At 68.1% G+C, this 20,770-nt stretch carries 22 protein-coding genes and 1 pseudogene; 4 read left to right on the top strand and 19 right to left on the bottom strand.

Annotated features, from left to right (window positions below; genetic code table 11):
* Window positions 1–130 (top strand): annotated as a pseudogene (locus tag RS85_RS19625) (IS481 family transposase); the annotation flags it as partial.
* Here the strand turns inward: RS85_RS19625 and RS85_RS18825 are convergent.
* The 7 genes from RS85_RS18825 to pxpA all read right to left on the bottom strand — a co-directional run bounded on the left by RS85_RS18825 (window position 127) and on the right by pxpA (window position 6,996).
* A complete protein-coding gene (locus RS85_RS18825; RefSeq protein WP_200894875.1) occupies window positions 127–2,130 on the bottom strand; it encodes a cytochrome c oxidase assembly protein in 2,004 nt (667 codons plus the stop codon). The pseudogene RS85_RS19625 and the gene RS85_RS18825 sit on opposite strands and share 4 nt — an antisense overlap.
* 100 nt (window positions 2,131–2,230) lie before the next feature.
* The gene (locus RS85_RS18820; protein ID WP_017203554.1) at window positions 2,231–2,518 is read right to left on the bottom strand and encodes an HU family DNA-binding protein; all 288 of its coding nucleotides are present in this window, start codon (window positions 2,516–2,518) and stop codon (window positions 2,231–2,233) included.
* Between the two features lie 284 nt (window positions 2,519–2,802).
* Entirely contained in the window at window positions 2,803–3,759 is a 957-nt protein-coding gene (locus RS85_RS18815; protein ID WP_046015030.1) for a biotin-dependent carboxyltransferase family protein, read from the bottom strand.
* Between the two features lie 4 nt (window positions 3,760–3,763).
* Window positions 3,764–4,666 carry a 5-oxoprolinase subunit B family protein gene (locus RS85_RS18810; RefSeq protein ID WP_046014941.1) on the bottom strand — a complete coding sequence of 301 codons (903 nt, stop codon included), beginning with the start codon at window positions 4,664–4,666 and terminating at the stop codon, window positions 3,764–3,766.
* Complete coding sequence (locus RS85_RS18805; protein ID WP_046014940.1) at window positions 4,663–6,006, bottom strand: acetyl-CoA carboxylase biotin carboxylase subunit; 1,344 nt, start codon at window positions 6,004–6,006, stop codon at window positions 4,663–4,665. Before RS85_RS18805 ends, RS85_RS18810 begins: the two co-directional genes overlap by 4 nt.
* Window positions 6,006–6,245: an acetyl-CoA carboxylase gene (locus RS85_RS18800; protein ID WP_046014939.1), complete on the bottom strand. Its 240-nt coding sequence runs from the start codon at window positions 6,243–6,245 to the stop codon at window positions 6,006–6,008. Before RS85_RS18800 ends, RS85_RS18805 begins: the two co-directional genes overlap by 1 nt.
* Before the next feature lie 22 nt (window positions 6,246–6,267).
* Complete coding sequence (pxpA, locus tag RS85_RS18795) at window positions 6,268–6,996, bottom strand: 5-oxoprolinase subunit PxpA (protein WP_046014938.1); 729 nt, start codon at window positions 6,994–6,996, stop codon at window positions 6,268–6,270.
* Between the two features lie 114 nt (window positions 6,997–7,110).
* Between pxpA and RS85_RS18790 the strand changes: the two genes are divergently transcribed.
* The 3 genes from RS85_RS18790 (at window position 7,111) to RS85_RS19150 (ending at window position 11,141) form a co-directional block, all read left to right on the top strand.
* Window positions 7,111–8,550: a helix-turn-helix domain-containing protein gene (locus RS85_RS18790; RefSeq protein WP_046014937.1), complete on the top strand. Its 1,440-nt coding sequence runs from the start codon at window positions 7,111–7,113 to the stop codon at window positions 8,548–8,550.
* A 129-nt stretch (window positions 8,551–8,679) separates the two neighbouring features.
* Window positions 8,680–10,008 carry a purine-cytosine permease family protein gene (locus RS85_RS18785; RefSeq protein WP_052703652.1) on the top strand — a complete coding sequence of 443 codons (1,329 nt, stop codon included), beginning with the start codon at window positions 8,680–8,682 and terminating at the stop codon, window positions 10,006–10,008.
* Window positions 10,009–10,310: 302 nt separating this feature from the next.
* Window positions 10,311–11,141 carry a CPBP family intramembrane glutamic endopeptidase gene (locus RS85_RS19150; RefSeq protein ID WP_082087720.1) on the top strand — a complete coding sequence of 277 codons (831 nt, stop codon included), beginning with the start codon at window positions 10,311–10,313 and terminating at the stop codon, window positions 11,139–11,141.
* An 82-nt stretch (window positions 11,142–11,223) separates the two neighbouring features.
* Here RS85_RS19150 and rpsN read toward each other — a convergent pair whose 3' ends face one another.
* The 12 genes from rpsN to RS85_RS18720 form a co-directional block, all read right to left on the bottom strand.
* Window positions 11,224–11,529 carry a 30S ribosomal protein S14 gene (gene rpsN, locus RS85_RS18775; RefSeq protein ID WP_046014936.1) on the bottom strand — a complete coding sequence of 102 codons (306 nt, stop codon included), beginning with the start codon at window positions 11,527–11,529 and terminating at the stop codon, window positions 11,224–11,226.
* A gap of 3 nt (window positions 11,530–11,532) precedes the next feature.
* On the bottom strand, window positions 11,533–11,703 hold the full coding sequence (gene rpmG, locus RS85_RS18770; RefSeq protein ID WP_046014935.1) for a 50S ribosomal protein L33: 171 nt from the start codon (window positions 11,701–11,703) through the stop codon (window positions 11,533–11,535).
* Window positions 11,703–11,939, bottom strand: a complete 237-nt coding sequence (gene rpmB, locus RS85_RS18765) for a 50S ribosomal protein L28 (protein WP_042540533.1) — start codon at window positions 11,937–11,939, stop codon at window positions 11,703–11,705. The genes rpmG and rpmB overlap by 1 nt, the downstream gene beginning before the upstream one ends.
* Window positions 11,940–12,075: 136 nt before the next feature.
* The gene (locus RS85_RS18760; RefSeq protein ID WP_046014934.1) at window positions 12,076–12,804 is read right to left on the bottom strand and encodes a DNA-3-methyladenine glycosylase; all 729 of its coding nucleotides are present in this window, start codon (window positions 12,802–12,804) and stop codon (window positions 12,076–12,078) included.
* Between the two features lie 19 nt (window positions 12,805–12,823).
* A complete protein-coding gene (locus tag RS85_RS18755; RefSeq protein WP_235282489.1) occupies window positions 12,824–14,629 on the bottom strand; it encodes an Ig-like domain-containing protein in 1,806 nt (601 codons plus the stop codon).
* On the bottom strand, window positions 14,619–15,431 hold the full coding sequence (locus RS85_RS18750; protein WP_442921994.1) for a TIGR03943 family putative permease subunit: 813 nt from the start codon (window positions 15,429–15,431) through the stop codon (window positions 14,619–14,621). Before RS85_RS18750 ends, RS85_RS18755 begins: the two co-directional genes overlap by 11 nt.
* Entirely contained in the window at window positions 15,424–16,470 is a 1,047-nt protein-coding gene (locus tag RS85_RS18745; RefSeq protein ID WP_082087718.1) for a permease, read from the bottom strand. The genes RS85_RS18750 and RS85_RS18745 overlap by 8 nt, the downstream gene beginning before the upstream one ends.
* The gene (locus RS85_RS18740; RefSeq protein WP_046014932.1) at window positions 16,467–16,883 is read right to left on the bottom strand and encodes a Fur family transcriptional regulator; all 417 of its coding nucleotides are present in this window, start codon (window positions 16,881–16,883) and stop codon (window positions 16,467–16,469) included. The genes RS85_RS18745 and RS85_RS18740 overlap by 4 nt, the downstream gene beginning before the upstream one ends.
* 68 nt (window positions 16,884–16,951) lie before the next feature.
* Window positions 16,952–17,398: a 6,7-dimethyl-8-ribityllumazine synthase gene (locus RS85_RS18735; RefSeq protein ID WP_046014931.1), complete on the bottom strand. Its 447-nt coding sequence runs from the start codon at window positions 17,396–17,398 to the stop codon at window positions 16,952–16,954.
* Window positions 17,395–18,414 carry a sugar-binding transcriptional regulator gene (locus tag RS85_RS18730; RefSeq protein WP_046014930.1) on the bottom strand — a complete coding sequence of 340 codons (1,020 nt, stop codon included), beginning with the start codon at window positions 18,412–18,414 and terminating at the stop codon, window positions 17,395–17,397. Before RS85_RS18730 ends, RS85_RS18735 begins: the two co-directional genes overlap by 4 nt.
* A 40-nt stretch (window positions 18,415–18,454) precedes the next feature.
* Window positions 18,455–19,222 (bottom strand): SDR family oxidoreductase, encoded by a 768-nt coding sequence (locus RS85_RS18725; protein ID WP_046014929.1) that lies wholly within the window; start codon window positions 19,220–19,222, stop codon window positions 18,455–18,457.
* Between the two features lie 32 nt (window positions 19,223–19,254).
* Window positions 19,255–20,751: a sugar ABC transporter ATP-binding protein gene (locus RS85_RS18720; RefSeq protein WP_046014928.1), complete on the bottom strand. Its 1,497-nt coding sequence runs from the start codon at window positions 20,749–20,751 to the stop codon at window positions 19,255–19,257.
* Between the last annotated feature and the right edge of the window lie 19 nt (window positions 20,752–20,770).

Genomic DNA, 20,770 nt, shown 5'->3' with positions numbered 1-20,770 from the left:
TGAATCGGAGACCCAACGACGCGCTGCCCTACCGGGCTGGATCCACTTCTACAATCATCACAGGCACCACTCCGCCGTCGGAGCCCCACCCATCAGCAGACTCAACAACCTGCCTGGACATCACAACTAGCGGCCCGCCGCCCGACGGTCGCGCTCGGCGAGGGCGGCGAGCTTGGCGTTGTACTCCTCGAGTTCGGCATCCCCCGTCCGCTCGGCGTTCCGGTCGCTGCGACGCTGAACCTTCGTGTCGTCGCGGCTCCACTGGATCGCGACGGTGATCGCCAGGATCAGGGTCGGGATCTCGCCGACGGACCAGGCGATGCCGCCGCCGATGTACTGATCAGCCATCGGGTCGACGCCCCAATCGCGACCCATCGAGCCGAACCAGTCGGCGACCATGAGCCCATCCTGCATCATGATCGCGATGCCGAAGAAGGCGTGCATGGCCATGACGGCGATGAGCGTGATGAGGCGCCCGGGATACGGCAGCCGGTACGGCACCGGGTCGGCGCCGATCAGGCTCATCACGAACAGGTAGCCCGAGAGCAGGAAGTGGATGACCATCCATTCGTGCCCGAGGTGCTCGTACATCGACCAGCGCACGAGATCGGTGAAGTAGAACGCCCACAGCGACAGGATGAAGATCGCGGCGGCGACGAACGGATGCGTGAGCACGCGGGCGGCGGGGGAATGCACGGCCCACATGATCCACTCGCGGCCGCCGCGCGTGCCGTCATCGCGCTTGCGCACGGCGCGGAGGGCGAGGGTGATCGGAGCACCGAAGACGAGCAGGAGCGGGATCGCCATCGACAGCATCATGTGCCCGAGCATGTGCACGCTGAAGAGGTAACCCTGATACGCGTTGATCGGCCCGCCGGTGACCCAGACGAGCAGCAGCATTCCGAGGACCCAGAAGACGGTGCGGTGGATCGGCCAGCGATCGCCGCGTCGGCGCAGTCGCAGGACCCCCGCGAGGTACAGGAACAGCCCGAAGCCGGCCGCGAGGAGCCAGAGCACGTCGATGTTCCACGCCGTGAACCAGCGCTCGAGCGTGAGCTCGGGCGGCAGCTTCGCCCCGGTCAGGATCTCGGCGGGCGTCTTCGCGAACGCCGAGGTCTCGCCGGTCGGCGGAGGTGTGCGCGCGAGGGCGGCGGCGGCACCGGATGCCAGGCCCATCAGAGCGACCTCGCCGAGCACCAGCATCCAGAACCAGCGGGCGGCGCGTTCCCCGGAGAGCTTCGTGATGAGCCGGGTGCGGTACCAGGCGCCGAGCAGTCCCAGGCCGACCAGCAGCGCGACCTTCGCGAGCACGATCGCCCCGTAGGGAGTCGTCCAGAGCGCGTCCCAGCTGCCGACCGCCACGATCGACCGGGTCACGCCCGAGACCGCCACGACCACGAAGGCCGCGATCGCGAGCGACGAGTAGCGCGCCACCAGCCGCGGGAAGTCGACATCATCGCGGCCGCGCAGCAGGACGAGCAGCAGGAGTCCGCCGAGCCAGACCGCCGCGGCGATCATGTGCAGCAGGATCGAATTCACGGCCATGTTGTGTCCCGCGAGATCGCCCGCGTGCCCTTGCGTGGCGAGCGGAAGGAAGGATGCCGCGGCCAGGAGCGCCGTGATCAGCGTGGGCGTCCAGGTGCGCCAGGCGAACGCGAGCACCGTGATGACGGCGCCGAAGATCGTCGTGATCAACCAGGACCGGCCCAGCGGCAGATCGAGCAGGAACCGACCCAGCTGGGTGCCGAACTCGCGCTCGATGCTGAGCTTCGGATTGAAGGCCGCCATGAAAGCCAGGAAGCCGGCGAGGCCCGACGCGACCGTGAAGATCGCCGCACCCACCGAGGCGATGTTCAGTGCCGCGTCGAACGGCCGCTCGCCGGCGCGCAGGGCGAACAGCGCGAGCACGAGGGAGCCGAGCATCGTGGCGCCGGCGATGTTCATGACCAGCTTCGCGATCGGCGTACCCCAGAGCACGAAGGGTCCGGGGTCCTGCAGCAGCGGCGGCTTCGCCCCGCCTCCGAGCGCGAGGGCGACCACGGTCGCGATGACGGCTGCGACGACCAGGATCGCGATCCCGGCCAGTCGATACGCCGCAGACCCACTGGTCTTCTCGGCGCGGGAACTCACCCCTCAAGCCTAAGCCGCGGCATCCGCCCTGGCTGACCGCCCGGGAACGCCGAAGGCCGCCACCCGAGAGGGGCGGCGGCCTTCGTGAAGGTGCGTCGAATTACTTGACGGCAGCCTTGAGCTTGGAGCCAGCGGTCACCTTGACGCGCTTGCCGGCCGGGATCTTGATCTCGGCGCCGGTCTGCGGGTTGCGGCCCGTGCGGGCAGCGGTGTCGACCTGCTCGAACGAGATCCAGCCCGGGATCGAGACCTTGCTGCCCTTGGCGACAGCGTCGGAGACGGTGGCGAAGAGCGAGTCGAGGACACCGGAGACGGTGGCCTGGCTCTGGCCCGTGGCGCTTGCGATGCTCGCGACGAGCTCGGTCTTGGTGATGGACTTGTCAGCCATGTCACTCCTCCAGCGACGAGATCTCGTCGCATCGTTGTGGGGTCGGAGCGGATGCTCCTGGTCTTGCGACCGCCTCGAATGTATCAACGACCGCCCACATTTCCGCGTCATTTCGCGGGTTTTGAGCAATTACAGGGCGTGTCGCGCCACTTTGGTCACTCCAGTCACAGGTTTCAGCCTGTTTCAGGGTTGCGGACCGCACTGCGGAGGGGATCCGCGCAACGGAGGACGCATTCCGCGGCATCCGACCTCCGGAGTGCAGATCTCCTCCGAAGTGCGCCTACTCAGCTCAGCGACGCCACAGCCGCCGCGATGCGCGACGCCCGCTGCCGCCGCGCGTCGAGAGCCTCTTCCATGCTCACCGGCACGAATCGCGTGACCGTGCCGGGGGCGGCACGGGCAGGCAGATCCATGTCGGCGGAGATGACCGTCGCGACCATGGCGTAGCCGCCACCCGACACCGCGTCGCGGTGCAGGACGATCGGCTGCGTGCCGCCAGGAATCTGGATCGAACCCACGGCGTAGCCCGCGTCGACGATGTTCGACGGATCCTGGCCGGCGCCGAAGGGCTGCTCGCGTTCGCGCCATTCGACGCCGGGCCCGGAATAGCGCAGCCCCATGCGATCCGCCGTCGGAGTGAGCGTCCACTCCTCCTCGACGAGTCGGCGCACCCCCTCGTCGGTGAGCAGATGGTCGTACAGGCCGAGCACGATCCGCAGCTCCTGCGAGCGGGAGAACGACGGACGGTGGACCGGATCCAGCGCATATGCGGCGGGCAGGGGGAGCGCCGACGATCCCACCGGAAGCCGATCCCCCGCGGCGACCGCGCGACCGTCGACGCCGCCGATCGAGCCGATCACGTAGGTCGAACGACTGCCCAGAGCCTGCGGCACGTCGATGCCGCCCCGTACCGCGATCCAGTACTTGGTGCCGCCCTGGATGACGCCGAAGGAGAGCACATCGCCCTCCTGCAGCTCGATGCGCGTCCATTCCTCGCGGGGCTCGCCGTTGACGAGCACCGGCACCGGCGCACCGGCGACAGCGATCGTCACGGATGCCGCGGCGCGCAGTTCGGGTCCGATGTAGGTGCATTCGAGGACCGCGGCGGACGACTCATTCCCCACGAGCGCATTGGCCAGGCGCGCGGACTCCTGGTCCATCGATCCACCCTGGGGAAACCCGAGACTGTAGTACCCGGGGCGACCTTCATCCTGGACGGTGGTCTGCAGACCGGGTTGCATGACCTCAAGCATCGAGGGCCTCCATCAGCGCTCGGTTGGTCGCCGCCGGGTCGCTCTGCCAGGCCTCCACCGAGAAGGACACCGGCGCCTGGCGCCACCGCCACGTCCCGGCCTCGACCTCTGCCTGGATCGCCTCGTACTCGTCGCTGTCGACAGACCGGTAGCAGACGATGTCGCCAGGACGGAACAGCACGGACGAGTCGGCGAAGTCGGCCAGGCGCTGCTCCGGGTCGTAGATCGGCGGCGCGACGAGGCCGAACATCTGATACCCGCCCGCACCGCGGACGGAGTAGATGGCTCCGAAGCATCCACCGTGTCCGATCGTGAGCTTGGGGGTGTCGGTGCGCGGGCTCAGGTACTTCGGAACGACCAGCTGCTGCTCCTGCTCCACCAGCTGGTAGAGGAAGGGGAGCCCGGCCACGAAGCCGACCATGCTCACGATCCACGGCTGCGCTTGATGGCGGCGGATGAACTCGGCCCGGTCGGCCAGCCCGTTCACCGAGGCGGCGTAGTCGAGATCGTTGCCGCTCGGGTTCTGATGGTAGCCCTCGCGGAACCTGGCCCCGACCTCCGCCGTGAAGGGATCGTCGTACCAGACCGGCACATCGATGATCCGGGTGGGGATCTCGGCGCCCTCCTGGTTGCCGACGCCGTCCTCGATGTCTCGCACGATGCCCTCGAGCGCCGTGTGCGACAGGCGATGGGGGTCGAAGCGCACGAGCAATGAGGCATTGGCGGGGCAGATGTCGATGATGCCCTCGTGCCCGCCGGCGGCGAGTTCCTTCGCGATCGCCATCACGGTGAAGTTCGCCGAGAGGCTCATCGCCTCATCGACCTCGACGAAGAGGAACTCGTCCCCTCCCCAGGTGTAGCGCGACCTGCTCGGTGCGCCGGTCGACGTGGTCATAGCTCCTCCAGGATCGTGCCGCTCTCGATGGTCTTCGTGTGATGCGCGATCGCGAGGAACGCAGGGTCCTCGAGCAGGCGCAGGTGCAGCGGGATCGTCGTCTTGATGCCTTCGATGCGCGTGCCCTGAAGTGCGGACCTCATCGCGGCGATCGCCTCGGCGCGGGTGGGGGCGTGCACGATGAGCTTCGCGATCATCGAGTCGTAGAAGGGCGCGACGGTGTCGCCCGCCTCGAAGCCGGCATCCGCCCGCGTCCCCTCGGGCCAGTCGAGCACGGAGATCACGCCGGGGCTCGGGAAGAATCCCTGCGACGGATCCTCGGCGTTGATCCGGCATTCGATCGAATGACCGTCCAGCCGGATGTCAGACTGCACGAGACCGAGCGCACCGCCGTCGGCGATCCTCAGCTGCTCGGCGACCAGATCGATGCCGGTGATCTCCTCGGTGATCGTGTGCTCGACCTGGAGTCTCGTGTTCATCTCGATGAACGCGGCCTCCTGGCGCTCCGCGTCGTAGAGGAACTCGACAGTGCCGGCGCCGCGGTATCCGCTCGACACCGCGAGGTGCACGGATGACGCGCGCATCTGCTCGCGGACATGATTGGGAATCGACGGCGCGGGCGCCTCTTCGATCACCTTCTGAGACCGGCGCTGCATCGAGCAGTCCCGGTCGCCGAGATGGATGCAGCTCTCCCCGTCGCCGAGCAGCTGAACCTCCACGTGACGCGCATGGGCGACGAACCGCTCGAGGTAGACGCTCGGGTCGCCGAACACGCTGCCCGCCTCGGTCTGCGCCAGTTCGATCGTCGAGAGCAACTCGCTCTCGTCCGCGACGTGACGGATGCCGCGGCCTCCGCCGCCGGCGCTCGCCTTGACGAGCAGCGGATAGCCGACGCGTCGAGCGATCTCGATGGCGTCGTCGTCTGGTCCGAGGGGACCGCCGCTTCCGGCGAGCACCGGAACTCCTGCGTCTCGCGCAGCGCGGATCGCGTTGGACTTGTCGCCCATCAGCTCGATGGTGTCGGGGTCAGGACCGACCCAGATCAGTCCCGCGGCCTGCACCGCGCGGGCGAACCCCGCGTTCTCACTGAGGAATCCGTAGCCCGGATGCACGGCGTCGCACCCGGTCTCCTTCGCGGCCGCCAGCACGGCGTCGGCGTTGAGGTAGGAGTCCTTCGCGGCCGCAGGCCCGATCACGACGAACCGGTCGGCGACACGCGTCGCGAGGGAGTCGCGGTCCGCCTCGGATGCGATGGCGACGGTCTCTATCCCGAGCGCCCGTGCGGACTTCGCGATGCGCACGGCGATCTCGCCGCGATTGGCGATGAGGAGGCGGCGCATCAGTTCTCGGTGACGGTGACGATCACGTCACCGGGGTTGACCGTGCCGCCGTCATCCACGAGGAACGCCGCGAGAACTCCCGCCGCAGAGGACCGGATCTCGGAGAACTGCTTCATGATCTCGACGATTCCGATCGTCTGACCGACCTCGACCGTGTCACCGGCTTCCACGAAGACGGGCTTGCCGGGGCCGGGTTTGCGGTAGAAGATGCCGGGCAGGGGAGAGACGATATCGGCCATGAGCCGTCCTTTCGTTGCAGGTTCAGGCGTCGACGACCGCGCGCACGGCGCGGGCGACATCGGGAGCGTTGGGCGAATCGGAGTGCACGCAGACGCTCTGGAAGCGCACGTCGATCAGAGAGCCGTCGATCGCCGCGATGGGTTCGCCACGAAGCGCGGTCGCGACACGATCAGCGGCGGATCGCGGATCGGTCTCATGAGCCGAGCGGACGAGCGCGAGGGTCCCGTCGGGGTTGTAGTTCATGTCGACGTAGAGCTCCGCGATGAAAGGAAGGTCCATCTCGGCGCAGACGCGCTCGTGCTGAGTTCCGGCGAGTCCGAGGAACGGGACATCGAAGACGCGCACCGCCCGAGCGGCGGCCCGCATGAGCTCCGCGTCTTCCGCGAGCATTCCCCAGAGGGCACCGTGCGGCTTCACGTGGTTCAGCGGCAGGTCGGCGGCCTGCAGGAAGCCGAGGAGCGCGCCCGTCTGGTACAGGATCAGCGCCTCGACTTCGTCCGGGCGCATCGCCATCCGCCGGCGTCCGAATCCGGCGAGGTCGGGCAGGCCGGGGTGGGATCCGACGAGCACGTCGTTGTCCTCGGCGAGCGCTACCGTCTCGCGCATCACTCCCGGATCGCCGGCGTGGAAGCCGCAGGCGATGTTGGCGAGGTCGATGATCTGCATCAGCTCCGGGTCGTTGCCGAAGGAGTGCAGCCCGAAGGCCTCGCCCATGTCCGAGTTGATGAGTACGCGTCGCTCCGCTGCCATGCGGCCACGTTAGCCGCCCCGACCGATCGAGATCGTTGGGCAGTATGCTCATTCTGGCCAGACCAGAAGTGAAGTCTGCACAACGGCGAAGCGACACCGACCACCGGAGGCCCCATGCGTGTTCGCGATCTGCTCGAAGACGACGTCATGGGCGTCTCGCTGCGGACGAACGGTCAGCACGAGCAGCTCAGCACCCCGATCAGCGGGTGCGCGCAGTCGGAGCTGATGGATCCGACGCCCTACCTGCAACGCGGCGAGCTCATGCTCACGACCGGGATGGCCCTGCACTTCGAAGACCACCGCACCTGGGAGGCGTACGTCGAGCGTCTCGCGTCGGTGCCGATCAGTGCGCTGGCGTTCAGCATCGGACGCGTGCATGGGGCCGTGCCCGACGGATTGATCACGGCGTGCGACCAGCACGGCATCCCGCTGCTCGAACTCCCCGAGGACCTCCCGCTCCTGCAGTTCTCCCGGCACATCTGGCAGGAGCTCGCCGCGCAGCGCTACGAGATCGTGCGCGCCGGTTGGGAGTTGGCGGACGACTGCACTCGGCTGGCCACCCACGGCGTGCCCATCGTCTCCGTCCTGGAGCGCATCGCCGAGGAGATCGACGCCAACGTCGCGCTGATGGATCCCGGTGATTTCATCCTCGCGTCGGCCGGCCCGTCTGTGCGATCAGGTGCGCCGTCGACCGCCTTGGCGCTACCGGGCGGCTCCGGCGCGCGATTCACGCTCCGCATCCGCGGAGGGGCCGAAGGTCAGCTGCTGCAACCGCTGCTCGGCCCGGTCGCCGCCGTTCTGGCGATGCAGCTCTCCTATACGCTCGCCTCCTCCTCTCCGCTGCACTCTGCGGCCGGGGCGCACCTCGTGCAGGCGGCACTGGATGACGCGACTCCCCCGGACAGCCTTCTGGCGCTGGCGGAGCGGGCCGGCTTCGACCCCGGTGCGCCGTGGCAGCTCCTGGCTGTCGCCTGCGAGCCCTCTGCCTCGACCGCGAACGCGCGACTCATCGCATGGCGTCTGCAGGTGCACCTCGAGTCCCGCTTCGGAGTGGTGTGCTTCTTCGAGCAGCCGGAACAGACCGTGTTCCTGCTTCAGCATCCCTCCGATGAGGGACGCATCGTGGACAGCGTCTCGGCCACGATCGACCCCGCCCACGTCGGCGTCGTCTTCGCGGAGAACCTCGCGTTCGAGGAGCTTCCGCTCGCCCTGCGGATGGCGGTGCGGCAGTCGTTCGTCGCCGGGGTGCGCCGTCTGCCGGCGCTCGACATCGCGTCGATCGTCCATTCGCTGCCCTCGTCCGGCCTCCGCTCCCTTTCGCGCCGGGTGCTCGCACCGCTCGAGGAGGCTGACCCCAGCGGCACCCTCACCGAGACCCTGCGCTCGTTCCTTCGCCATAGCGGAACGGTGCGCGCGATCGGCGATGAGCTGTTCATCCACCGCAACACGCTCGCCTACCGCGTCCGCCGGATCGAGACGCTGCTCGGCGTCGATCTGCAGGACGGCGAGACCCGCGCCACGCTCCTCCTCGCTCTCCACGTGATGGCGCCCTAGTGCAGACTGCATAGCCGCCGCACGATAACAGGGCAATCGGCCGATATCGCCGCGCTCATCGGGTCACTACATTCACTGCTCACCGGCATTCCGCCGTCCTGCGCGCACAGCTCACCCGAAGGAGCCCCTGTGGCCTACGCCGATTACGTCATGCCCCCGTCCGAACGAGCGCCCCGCTGGTCGCTCTCGATGGCTTGGTGGGCGCTCTTCTCCGCGATGTTCTGGATCTACGTCGCGGTCGCCTCCGCCGGCGCAGTGGGTCTCGTCGACACGATCATCGGCATGGTGCTGACGGTCGCGACCTACGGAGTCGTCAACCTGATCCTGTCCCGGCATGCGGCACGAACCGGACTCACCGTGGAGCTGACATCCCGGTCGATGTTCGGACTCGTGGGCTCCGCCCTGGCCACGCTCATCTTCGCCGCCACGGCGATCTACTACTGCGTCTTCGAGGGATCGATCATCGCGATCGCCTTCCAGAAGACCTTCGGTGGCGAGATCAACCTCTGGTACGCGCTGGTGGTGGCCTACGCGATTCCGCTCGCCTCCGGTCCGGTGCAGAAGTGGCTGGATCGCCTCAACGGCTTCCTGCTGCCGATCTACGCGCTCGGCCTCATCCTGGTCGTCGTCTTCGCGACCGTCCAGAACGGCGCCCCCACGACCATCTTCGATGTGGCAGCAGCGGGGCCCCTTCCCGGCTGGGTCACGTCCTACCTGATCTACATGGGCGTCTGGATCATGATGATGTACACGTTCGACTTCGCCCGCATGGGCCGCAAGGAGGACGAGAAGTTCCACGGCCAGTTCACCTTCGGCTGGGTGTTCTACTTCTTCACCTTCATCGTGAACGGCCTGGTCGGCATCTACATCATCGCCGCGACCGGCCACGAAGGCAGCGAGACCGGTGTGGTCGATGCGTTCCTCGGCTCGATGGGCTTCTTCGGTCTGCTGGTGATCTTCATCTCGCAGACCCGCATCAACACCGCGAACTACTTCCTCGCCTCTTCCAACCTGGACGCCTTCGCCACCCGCGTGTTCCGGCTCGCGCTGCCGCGGTGGGTATGGGTCATCGTGGCCGGCGTCATCACCTACGTCCTCATGCTGACGAATGTGGTCACCTGGCTGCTCAAGGCGCTGGCCTGGCAGGGCGTGTTCGTCGTCGCCTGGGTCGCGATCGCCCTCGTCTTCATCTGGATGCTGCGGGGCAAGGACGTGGTTCCGGAGGTCCGCCGGGAGAACCTCCCCGCCGTGACGCTCGGAGCACTCGTCTGGGTCGTGGCCTCCGCCGTCGGCATCCTGCTCACCGAGTTCGCCGGCGCGACGGTGTTCGGGGCGCTCGCCCCCGTGATCACCTTCGTGATCGCCGCTCTCGGCGCCTGGCTCGCATTCCGCCGGCAGCCGCCGCGCACCATCGCTCTGACGGAGGCCCCGAAGATCGACGAACAGCACCTGGCCTGACCGGCCGCAGTGCACCGGGCGGGGATCCGAGGATCCCCGCCCTTTCTCGCGTGCAGGTCGGGTGGGTCATCGTCCGGGAGTACCGGAGGCGTACGCGCCGGAACCGACCGACCGGTACTACGGTGCCGCAGAGGTCGTCCCCAGGTCTGATATTCACCGGAAGCGGCTGACGGGCAGCCACCGACGTCGCTACGGTGGGGGCTTCCACCGGCGTTGTCGCCCGCCTCCGCGCTTCAGCGGATCGTGAGCGTTCGCTCCTTGGCGGTCGGCGACAGCGCCAACATCCACCAGGAGTTCTCTGCATGTCCTACCGCCTGAAACCACGCCTCTGGATGGCGTTGCCCGTCATCCTCCTGCTCGAAGTGATCTGCGTGATCGTCGTACCGATGCTGTTCAGCTCGTACGTAGGCTCGGACGAGTCCCGCATCTGGGTACTGCTGGCGGCGATCAGCCTCACAGTTCTGGCGGTCTTCGTACCGGTGTTCGCGGTGCTCGGCTGGCTCAGGCCCGTGATCTTCGAGCCGCAGCGGGTCCGCGACGTCGGTCTCTTCGTGCTCTCGATGTCGCCCATGATCGCGCTGGCGTTCTGGGCCGCGGTCGGTGGTTTCGACTGGGTGGGCGACATGTCGATCCCCATCATCCTCTCCGCGCTGCAGGCTGCCCTGTCGGAAGAGTTCGTCTACCGAGGCGCGGCCATCTTCCTGCTCCGCACCCGACTGGCCGAGATCTGGGTCGCCCTGATCCCGGCCGTCCTCTTCGGCCTCGTCCATCTGAGCAACCTCACAACCGGCCAGAGCCTGGGGGACACGGTCTACCAGGTGACGACGGCCGCCTTCTTCGGGCTCTCGATGTACGCCATCCGCCGAGTCAGCGGCAGCATCATTCTCTGCGTGGTCGTCCACTTCCTCAACAACGCCCTCCCGGAGTTCTTCTACTGGGAGGGAGCCCCCGTCGTGCTGGCTCTCGGAGAGGTCCAGCTGACGTGGCCGGAGATCATCCTGGAGATCGCGACCCTGCTCGGGGCCATCGCCGCCGTCATCATCGCACTGCGGTTCCCCCGGGTTCCTGTCCTGCCGACGTATGGCGCAGCCCCTGCTGCCTCGCATGGCTCCGGCAGCAATCCCACGGCCTAACTCGAGCGCGCTCGCGCACCCCGGGGCACGCGAAAGGGGCGAGGATCCGAAGATCCTCGCCCCTTTCGGCCGTCTGCTGGACTTACCAGCTGGACTTGGTCACGCCGGGCAGCTCGCCGCGGTGTGCCATGTCACGGAAGCGGACACGCGAGATGCCGAACTTCGTGAGGACACCGCGGGGGCGGCCGTCGATGACGTCGCGCGAACGCACGCGAGCCGGCGACGCGTTGCGCGGCAGCTTCTGCAGGCCGAGACGTGCGGCCTCGCGGGCCTCGTCGGTGGCGTTCGGGTCGACCAGGGTCTTCTTCAGCTCGGCGCGACGCTCGGCGTAACGCTCGACGATGACCTTGCGCTGCTCGTTGCGAGCGATCTTGCTCTTCTTAGCCATTGATCAACGCTCCTCTCGGAATTCGACGTGCTTGCGGACGACCGGGTCGTACTTCTTGAGCACGAGGCGGTCAGGGGTGTTGCGGCGGTTCTTCTTGGTCACGTACGTGTAACCCGTACCTGCCGTCGAACGCAGCTTGATGATCGGACGTACGTCCTGAGCCTTCTTGGCCATTAGAGCTTCACACCCTTCGCCTGGAGGTCCTTGACGACGTTCTCGATGCCGCGGACGTCGATCACCTTGATGCCCTTGGCGGACACGTTGAGCGTGATCTTACGACCGAGCGAGGCGACGAAATAGGTCTTCTTCTGCACGTTCGGGTCGAAGCGACGCTTCGTCCGGCGGTGCGAGTGCGAGACGTTGTGACCGAAACCGGGAACAGCTCCGGTCACCTGGCACACTGCTGCCATGATGGTGACTCCTTCTATACCGTGAGGCCGGACGGCCTCACCCAAGATCCCTTGTCTGCACGCCCCGGCTCCTTCGACAAGCTCAGGAACCCCACAGGCATGCGAACTGCGCACAGGAGTGCGCGCAGACAAAGAGTCAGTCTAGCACGCCGGATGCCGCGGTTTCGGCCGCTCCGCGACCCCAGCGGAACGTCGACACCGACGGGTCGCCGTCGATCCAGAACCGCCAGGGGAAGGCATCCGTCCCGGCGACGCCCGCGACCCCCACGCGAGGGCCGCGCGCGATGTCGGTCCGCGGCTCGCCGAGCCAGAGTTCGGCCCGCGCACCGTGATGCTCCTCGCCCGTGATGGCGTCGATCCCGTCGTGGAGCGGATGCCGGAGTCCGACGGCCTGCCCGAGGCGACCGGGTCCGCGCGCGAGGTCCCGCAGCGCCGTGCGCCCGAGCGGCAGTGTCGCGCCGCGGCGCCGGGCCGCGGCATCCGTCCCGAACACGATCTCACCCGCACGCAGCAGCACCCCGTCGCCCTGTCCTTCGGGCCCCGCCACCACGTTGACGCACGAATGGATGCCATGGCTCAGGTACACGTACAGGTGCCCGGGGTCACCCCACATCGTCGCATTGCGGACCGTCCGGCCCATCCGGGCATGCGAGCCGGGATCGGCGAACTCTCCGGTGCCCTGCCCGTGGTAGGCCTCGACCTCGGTGATGCGCAGGCGCACCTCGACCAGGGCAGCATCCGATGCGACTCCCGACGGGGCGAGGACCGTGCGGAGCTCCCCACCGAGCAGACGCGGCGCGACCTCGACGGCCGAGTCGAGCAGCTCCTCGCGGGTGGCCCGCCGGAGCGGCTCGCGAGGCGTCATGTCGGAACCGGTCTTCCGCTCAGAACCGGGGTGCCGTCTGGCACCACGATGCGTCGAAGCCGGTGAGCGCGACGAGCTCGTCGCCGGATTCCATGTCGATGAGGTGCGTCTCGACGTTCTCAGGCAGCGGCAGCAGCATGCCGTCGTAGGGATTGTTCGCGAGATCGGGAGCGATGACCACGGCGGCGTACTGTCCGCTCGGGGACGCGCATGCCTGCAGGATCGAGTCGGACGAGCCGACCTCGACGAGCGGAGTCGCCGAGCCGTCGTCGTCGACGCGGACGATCGCCTGACCGACAGGTATACCCGCGTCGTTCCGGGCGACGACGTGGCGGAGGGTGCCGCCGGGGAAGGGCGTGATCGAGGACGCTATGCCGTAGTCGGGATCGGATGCCGCGAGCGGCACCTCCGAGCCATCGGCGAGGTTGAGCTCGACGACCGCGCCGTCGAGCCGCTCGACGATGGCGGTGTACGTGCCGCGGGAGATCCCCTGGATCGTGGCCGCGAGACCGAGCGACTGCACGCCGGCATCCGTCGAACGGTCGACGAGCGAGAGGGCTCCGTCGAAGTCGATGAACAGCACGGCTGCACTGTCGGGCACGAACTGCCAGACGAAGACGCTCGCCTCGACGCCGGCGACCTCGATGATCTGGGGCTTCTCCTCGCCACTCAGCGGCTGGGTGACCAGCACACTGGCACGCCCTTCGGTGTCGCTGAGCTCGCGGTCCGAATAGCTGTACCCGACGAGGCCGCCGCGCTCGGAGACCTGGATCGCCCCGACATAGCCGTCGCCGGGGAGCTCCAGTTCGCGCTCATCGCTGCCGTCCCGGTTCATCGCCAGCAGTCGCGACCCGTCGTCTTCTTCGACCGAGACCACCAGCTGCGACGACGTGGCGCGGAAGTCGTTGATCTGGTCGTGCGCATACACCGGCACCGCGTTCTCACCGCTGAGATCGGTCTGGAAGATCGTGTCGTCGCCGGAGGCGTCGCGCCGCAGCAGGAAGATGTTCGAGGCCGGGGTCGAGAAGGTCGTGGACAGGTCCGCGGTCGGCCCGCCGCCGGCGCCGGTGACATCGGCGACCCGGACGGTGTACTCCGTCGAATCGTCCAGCGGGACGGTGAAGCGGATGCCGACGCCGCGGCCGGCCGCGTCGATCGTGAACGGCACAGCGGGTTCGACCGTCACCTGTGCGGGATCGATGTCGGCGAGCGCCTGGTTCGCGGTGATGATGACCCTGCTGCCCGACGACTCGATCGCCTGCCCCGGATCGACCTGCACCTCGGAGATGCGCGGCCCCTGCAGCAGGCTGACGACCCCGAGGCCGGTGCCGACCAGGACGAGGATGCCGAGCACGGCGCCGAGAGCGATGAGGAAGCGGCGGGGCCGCAGGGGCGCGCGGCCGGCGTCCCCGTCGGAGCTCACAGGGGGCCCAGGCGGCGTGTACGAATCCTCCGCCGGCGCGACCTCTGGGACCGGTGCCGGCACCGCGGCGATGAATACGGGCTCGGAGGCCACCGGCACGGGCGGAACTGCCGTCGCCTCGACATCCTCCCGAGCGGCAGCCTCGAAGGCGGCCATCTTCCGGGCGGCAGCTTCCTGCTCCGCGATCGCACGGTCTCCGGCATCGCGGACAGCGGCTTCGCGCGCTACGGCCTCGGCAGCATCCGGCTGATCCACGTGCTGCTGCGCGGTCCCGTCCGCGGGCGCGGCGGCACGGCTGATCCGCTCGGCCTCCGTCGCCTCGGCGGCCTCGCGTGCGGCACGCAGCTCCGCGCGGGTCCGCGGGACGGCGGGCACCTCGGGGCGCTCGTCGTCAATACTCATACGGATCCTCGGGCTCGTCGATCGCCACGACGTCCGTGGGCTCGATGCTGAGGGTGCCGTCGGCATCCGCTCGCACGGTGCCGGTGATCTCCACCCATTGACCGGTCTCGTAGTCGCTCGGGTCGACCGCCACGGGCAGCGTGGCGGTCTGCGCATCGATCACGCAGTGCGTGATGACCAGACGGGTGAGGCTCACCCCGTCGTCGCCGGAACCGCCCGGCGTGACGAAGCCGGTGAGGGTGACGGGAGCGCCGTCGTAGGCGGTGGTGTTCGTCGCGGTCGCGAACACGCTCGACCAGTCGCCGACGCCGAAGGTCGACGTATCTGCGACGCCGAGGGAGACGATGTCGGAACCGGCGAAGAGCGAGCTCTGCTCCCCTGCGCGCGACATCGCGAGTTCGACCGACAGGGATGCCGGCGGCAGCACGAGCGCGGCGGCGACCACACCCGTGGCGATCACACCACCTGCGACGGCTCCGACAGTCGCGAGGCTTCGACGGGGAGCCGTCGTCGGCTGCCGATCGGCGGCCGCGTCGTCTGCGGCATCCGTCCGGACCGCAGGGCTGTGATCGTGCCCGTGGTCGCTTTCTTCGCCGAGGGGCAGGGTGAACGACCAGATCGCCCCGGCCAGCGTCACGACGGCGCCCGCGCAGGCGAACCAGACCGACCCGGGGCTGATGTAGAGGGTCAGGCGTCCGGTGACGCCGAGACCGAGCGTGACGACGGAGATGACGGTCGCAAGACCCACGCCGAGCCAGCGGGCGCCGAGAGCGCGCGCGCGCGAAGAGGACTGCTCAGGCAAGGACATTCACCCCGATCCCGATCGCGAAGGCGGCGGCCACCACCACGCCGACGATGCCGGCGAGGGTGCGGCCGGTGAAAGTCGTGCGCATGAGCGCGAGCATCTTGATGTCGACGAGGGGCCCGACCAGCAGGAAGGCCACGAGCGCCCCGGACGAGAACGTCGACGCGAACGACAGCGCGAAGAAGGCGTCGACGTTCGAGCAGATGGCGACGGTCATCGCGAGCACCATCATCGCGACGATCGAGAGCACCGGGTTCGATCCGATCGCGAGCAGCATGTCGCGCGGGATCAGCACCTGCACCGCCCCGGCAAGCGCCGATCCGATCACGAGGGCGGGCATCACGGCCCGGAGCTCCACGAGGAACTGCGTGAGGCTGCGGCGCACCGGAGTGCCGTGCTCGTGGGTGACGCGGTCGCAGGTCTCGACGAAGCGCTGGGTGAGCAGCGCGTCGGGCGAGGGGTGTCGGCTGTAGATCCATCCGATCAGGTTCGCGATCAGGTAGCCGCCCACGAGTCGGGCGACGAGGATGCCGCCGTCCCAGCCGAATGCCGCGTGCGTGGTGAGGATGACGATCGGGTTGACGATCGGAGCGGCGATCAGGAACGTGAGAGCTTCGGCGGGAGCGAGCCCGCGCATCATGAGTCCGCGGGCGAACGGCACGTTGCCGCACTCACAGACCGGGATCACCATTCCGAGCAGCGACAGCACCGCGCGGCGGGCCCACGCCCGCTTCGGCAGCCAGCGATGGATGACGTCGGCCGGCAGCCAGACCTGCACCACGATCGAGAGCAGCACCCCGAGGATCACGAACGGAAGCGCCTCGATGAGCACGCTCAACGCGAGGGTGAGGCCGTCCTGCGCCCGGGTGGGAAGCGACGCGGGGAACAGCGCCGGCCGGAACTGATCGATCAGGAAGAGCGCGGCGATGATCGCGACCCCGAGACCGACGCCGATCCAGGCCGAGCGCGGTGAGCGGGTCGGGCGGTGCACATGCCTCTGGCCCGGCCGGGTCGCCGTGCCTGCCGAGAAGCTCACGCGTTCGCTGCCCGTTCGGCGTCGCGCTTGTTGGTGCAGGGGGTGCACAGCCCGAAGATGTCGACCACATGCGCGGCTTCGCTGAAGCCGTGGAGGGCAGCCGTGCGGTGCGCCCACTGCTCGACGTCGGTCGCCTCGATCTCGACGGTGAGGCCGCAGGATCGGCAGATGAGGTGGTGGTGGTGCGCCTGCGTGGTGCAAGCGCGGTAGAGCGCCTCACCCTCGGGACTCTGCAGCGAGTCGGCGTCGCCGGATGCCGCGAGCCCGGAGAGCGCGCGATACACCGTGGCGAGTCCGATGCCGGTGTTGTCGTCGCGCAGGGAGGCGTGAAGATTCTGCGCGCTCACGAAACCGCGCGCGTCGGCGAGTGCTTCGCGCACGCGTTCGCGCTGCCAGGTGTTCCGCTGAGCCATGGGGCAAGTCTAAACGGCAGGGGTCGGCGAGGGCTGGGAGCGGCGTGATGCGGTGCGAGGACCGTGAATCAGCGAGCGATCGGATTCAGCTCGGCGATATCGCGGACGGCCTTCGCCGCCTCCATACCCTTCTTCACGAAATGCGCCGAGAAGAAGGCGACGTGCTCATCGGTCTCCTGGAAATGATGGGGCGTGAGGCTCACCGAGAACACCGGGACATCCGTCTCCAGCTGCACCCGCATGAGACCGTCGACCACGGCCTGAGCGACGAACTCGTGCCGGTAGATGCCACCGTCGACCACGAGTGCGGCGGCCACGACGGCGTCGAAGCGACCCGTGGCGGCAGCCCGCTTCGCCTGCAGCGGCAACTCGAACGCACCGGGAACGTCGACCACGGTCAGGTTCAGGTCCACGCCGGAAGCGCGCATGCCATCTTCGAACCCGACGAGCGACTGGTCCACGATATCGGCGTGCCAGCCTGCTTTCAGGAACGCGACGGAGAGAGAAAGAGTCATGGAAAATCCTTCGTAGGGAGCGGATCGGGAGCGTCGTCGGCGAGCAGCGCTCGCGCAGTCGCGAGGTCGGTGATGAGGATGTTGATCCAGCCGCCTCGCAGTGCTCCGCGGATCGCTTTCAGTTTACGCGCTCCTCCCGCGATACCGATCACTCGGGAGACAGCGCGCAGCGCTTCCGCACTGATACCGACGATGCGCTCGTCGAGAGGGGAGTCCAGGCGGGTACCCGCCTCATCGAAGAAGCGCAGGCACACGTCACCGACTCCGCCCAGCGCGCGCACTTCACTCAGGTCGTCATCGCCGAGGGCATTGCCGGATTCGCGCAGCAACGGGGACGGTTCCAGACTTCCGATGCCGACGAGTGCGACGGAGAGATCCTGCCACGATCGAGACAATTCCGCGATGAAGGGGTCCTCCAGCAGAGCGTCCCGCACCGCCTTGCTGCTCACCACCCCGGGCGCGGCGAGGAAACGGGGCGTCGCCCCGGTCACGCGGGCGAACTGCTCAGTCAACCGCGTGGCTTTCACCTGCACACTCGGCTTGCCCACGCCGCCGATGATCTGCACCACCTCGACGGCCGTGCGCACCGTGCGGGGAGTCATCGATTCAGCCGTGGCGAGAAGCGTGGACGACCACGAACTGATCCCCACACGATCGTCGCCGGTCAGGGTGCTCTCGAGGTAGGCAGCTCCCGCCGCGCCGAGCGCTCGCAGAATTGCGGACTCCGAATCGTCCGGAGTGTCGGCGACCACCGCGTCGCGCAACCCGAATCGGTCGCGCAACGCATCCTCCACCTCCGAGTAGACACCGGAGGGCGGGACGACGATCGTTCGGACGATCCCCAGTTCGCCTGCCTCCTTCAACGACCTCGATACGCGCGACTGGGACATGCCGAGCCGCGCGGCGATCTGAGGCTGACGGATGCCCTGTTCGTAGTACATGCGCGCCACCTTGGCCAGCAGACGCAACCGCTCGACGTTGTGGTTGCTTCCTGCCCTGCGGGGCTCCCGAGTCATGGCACCACGTTAGCGCCGGGCGAACGCGGCATCGAATCGGTCACCAGGCACAGTGCCCGCCGTCGGCGAGAAGATCGATGCCTGTCACGTAGCTCGCCGCGTCGGAGAGCAGGAAGATCGCGGGTCCTGCCATCTCGTGCGGCTCGGCGACACGCTGCATCGGCACCTGCTCAGCGAACGTCTTCATCCGATCGACCATCTCGGGGCGGGTGTTCATGGGCGTGGCGGTGTAGCCGGGACTCAAGGCGTTGACCCGGATACCACGTTCAGCCCACTCCACAGCCAACGAACGCGAGAGGTGCACGACTGCCGCCTTCGCGGAGTTGTAGTGCGCCTGCATCAGGCCACGATTAGCGATGCGGCCCGACATCGAAGCGATATTGACGATGCTGCCTGTGATCCGTCGGTCGAGCATCACCTGCGCCTCCGCCTGACAGCTCAGGAACACGCCGGTCACATCGACGTCGTACAGCGTCGTCCACTGTTCGACGCTCATCTCCTCCGCGGGAGCTGCGTTCGCGATGCCCGCCGCGTTCACAGCCAACGAGGGCGTGCCGAAGCGCGCCGACAAACCTTCCAGTGCCTCATCCAGCGATCGCTTGTCGGTCACATCGCCCGCGAGAGCGATCGCCCGACCACCCACCGACTCGACGGCGGCCACCGCATCGTCGAACGCCGCCCCTGCACGGTCGAAGAGCCCCACCGCCCCGCCCTGTTCACCGATGCCTACGGCGATCGCCAGGCCGATGCCACTCGCGCCGCCGGTGACGAAGGCGACCCTGCCGTTCAGTCCGAAATTCACAGTCATGTTGATTCTCTCTCCGATGTGCTCTCTCGCGATCAGACGGCCGCGAGCCCCATGACCCGTTCCGGGGTCGCTTCGGTGCGCGAGAGCATCCCCCGCACCGTGCCCTCGGCGATCACCATCACCCGGTGCGCCAGGCCGAGCACTTCTTCAAGATCCGAGCTCACCACCACGACCGCGGCGCCGGCACGGGCCATGTCCGCTATCACGTCATAGATCGCCGCGCGGGCGCCGACATCGATTCCCCGCGTCGGTTCATCCAGGATGATGACGCGCGGTCCGCGTTCGAGCCATTTTCCGATCACGACTTTCTGCTGGTTGCCCCCCGACATCGACGAGGCATCGTCCTGTGGACGCCCCTTCACCCCGAGGCGCTGGCTCACCGTGCGCGCCAGTTCCTGCACGGGGCCGCCTCCGATCCACCCGCCGCGGGACACTGCGGGAAGGTTGGGGAGAGCGATGTTGTCGGCGATCGAATGCTGCAGCACCAGCCCCTGGTGCTTACGATCCTCCGGGACGAGCACGATGCCTGCGGCGATGGCATCCGCAGGGTGGCGCCGCCGCACCGGCCGACCCCCGACGCTCACGGTCCCGTCGACGTGGGGATCGGCCGAGGCGACGGCTCTGACGATCTCCGTCCGCCCCGCCCCGACGATGCCGGCGATGCCGAGCACCTCGCCAGCGCGCACGTCGAACGACACGTCGGAGAAGTGTCCGCGGCGGCTGGTGAGACCGGCCACCTGCAGCACCACCGGCGCATCCTCGCCGAGCGGCTCGACGGGGGGAAACAGCCGGTCCACCGACCGCCCCACCATCTCGCTGACCAGCTGCTCCGGGTCGACGTCACCCCGCGAGTGCTCTGCGACCTTCGCTCCGTCGCGCAGCACGACGATCCGGTCGGCGATGCGACGGATCTCGCTCAGCCGGTGACTGACATAGATGAAGCTCATGCCCTGCTTCTTCAGTTCCTGCACCGTGGCGAAGAGCGCGTCCGTCTCCGCCGCACCGAGTGCGGCAGTGGGCTCGTCGAGGATCAGCAGACTCGCGTCGAGCAGGAGCGCCTTCGCGATCTCCACCTGCTGTTGGCCGGCGACGCTGAGCTCGGAGACCAGTTGATCCGCATGCCCGGCGAAGCCGAGGCGGTCGAGCTGCTCCATCGCCTGACGACGCATCCGGCGCGCGTCGAGCAGTCCGCGAGCCAGGGGCCAGCGTCCTACCGCAACGTTCTCGGCAACGGTGAGATCGGGGAGCAGACGCATCTCCTGGTGGATGAGTCCGATGCCGGCGGCGATCGCCTCCCGCGGGTCCGCCGGCGCATAGGGATCACCGTTCCAGGTCATCTCGACCTCGGTCGCCCGCGCCACGCCGGCAATGATGCTGGAGAGGGTCGACTTCCCGGCTCCGTTCTCGCCCAGCAGAGCGACCAGCTCACCCGGCCGTACCTCGAGGTCGACTCCGTCCAACGCGACCGTTCCCGGGTAGACCTTCCGCGCTCCGCGAACTCTCAGCCCTTCGGCTTTCTCAGTGCTCATCTGTACCTCCTTGGACAGA

The sequence above is a fragment of the Microbacterium sp. SA39 genome (assembly GCF_000967865.1).
Taxonomy (GTDB): Bacteria; Actinomycetota; Actinomycetes; order Actinomycetales; family Microbacteriaceae; genus Microbacterium.
This window is presented reverse-complemented; position numbering and strand designations above follow the sequence as displayed.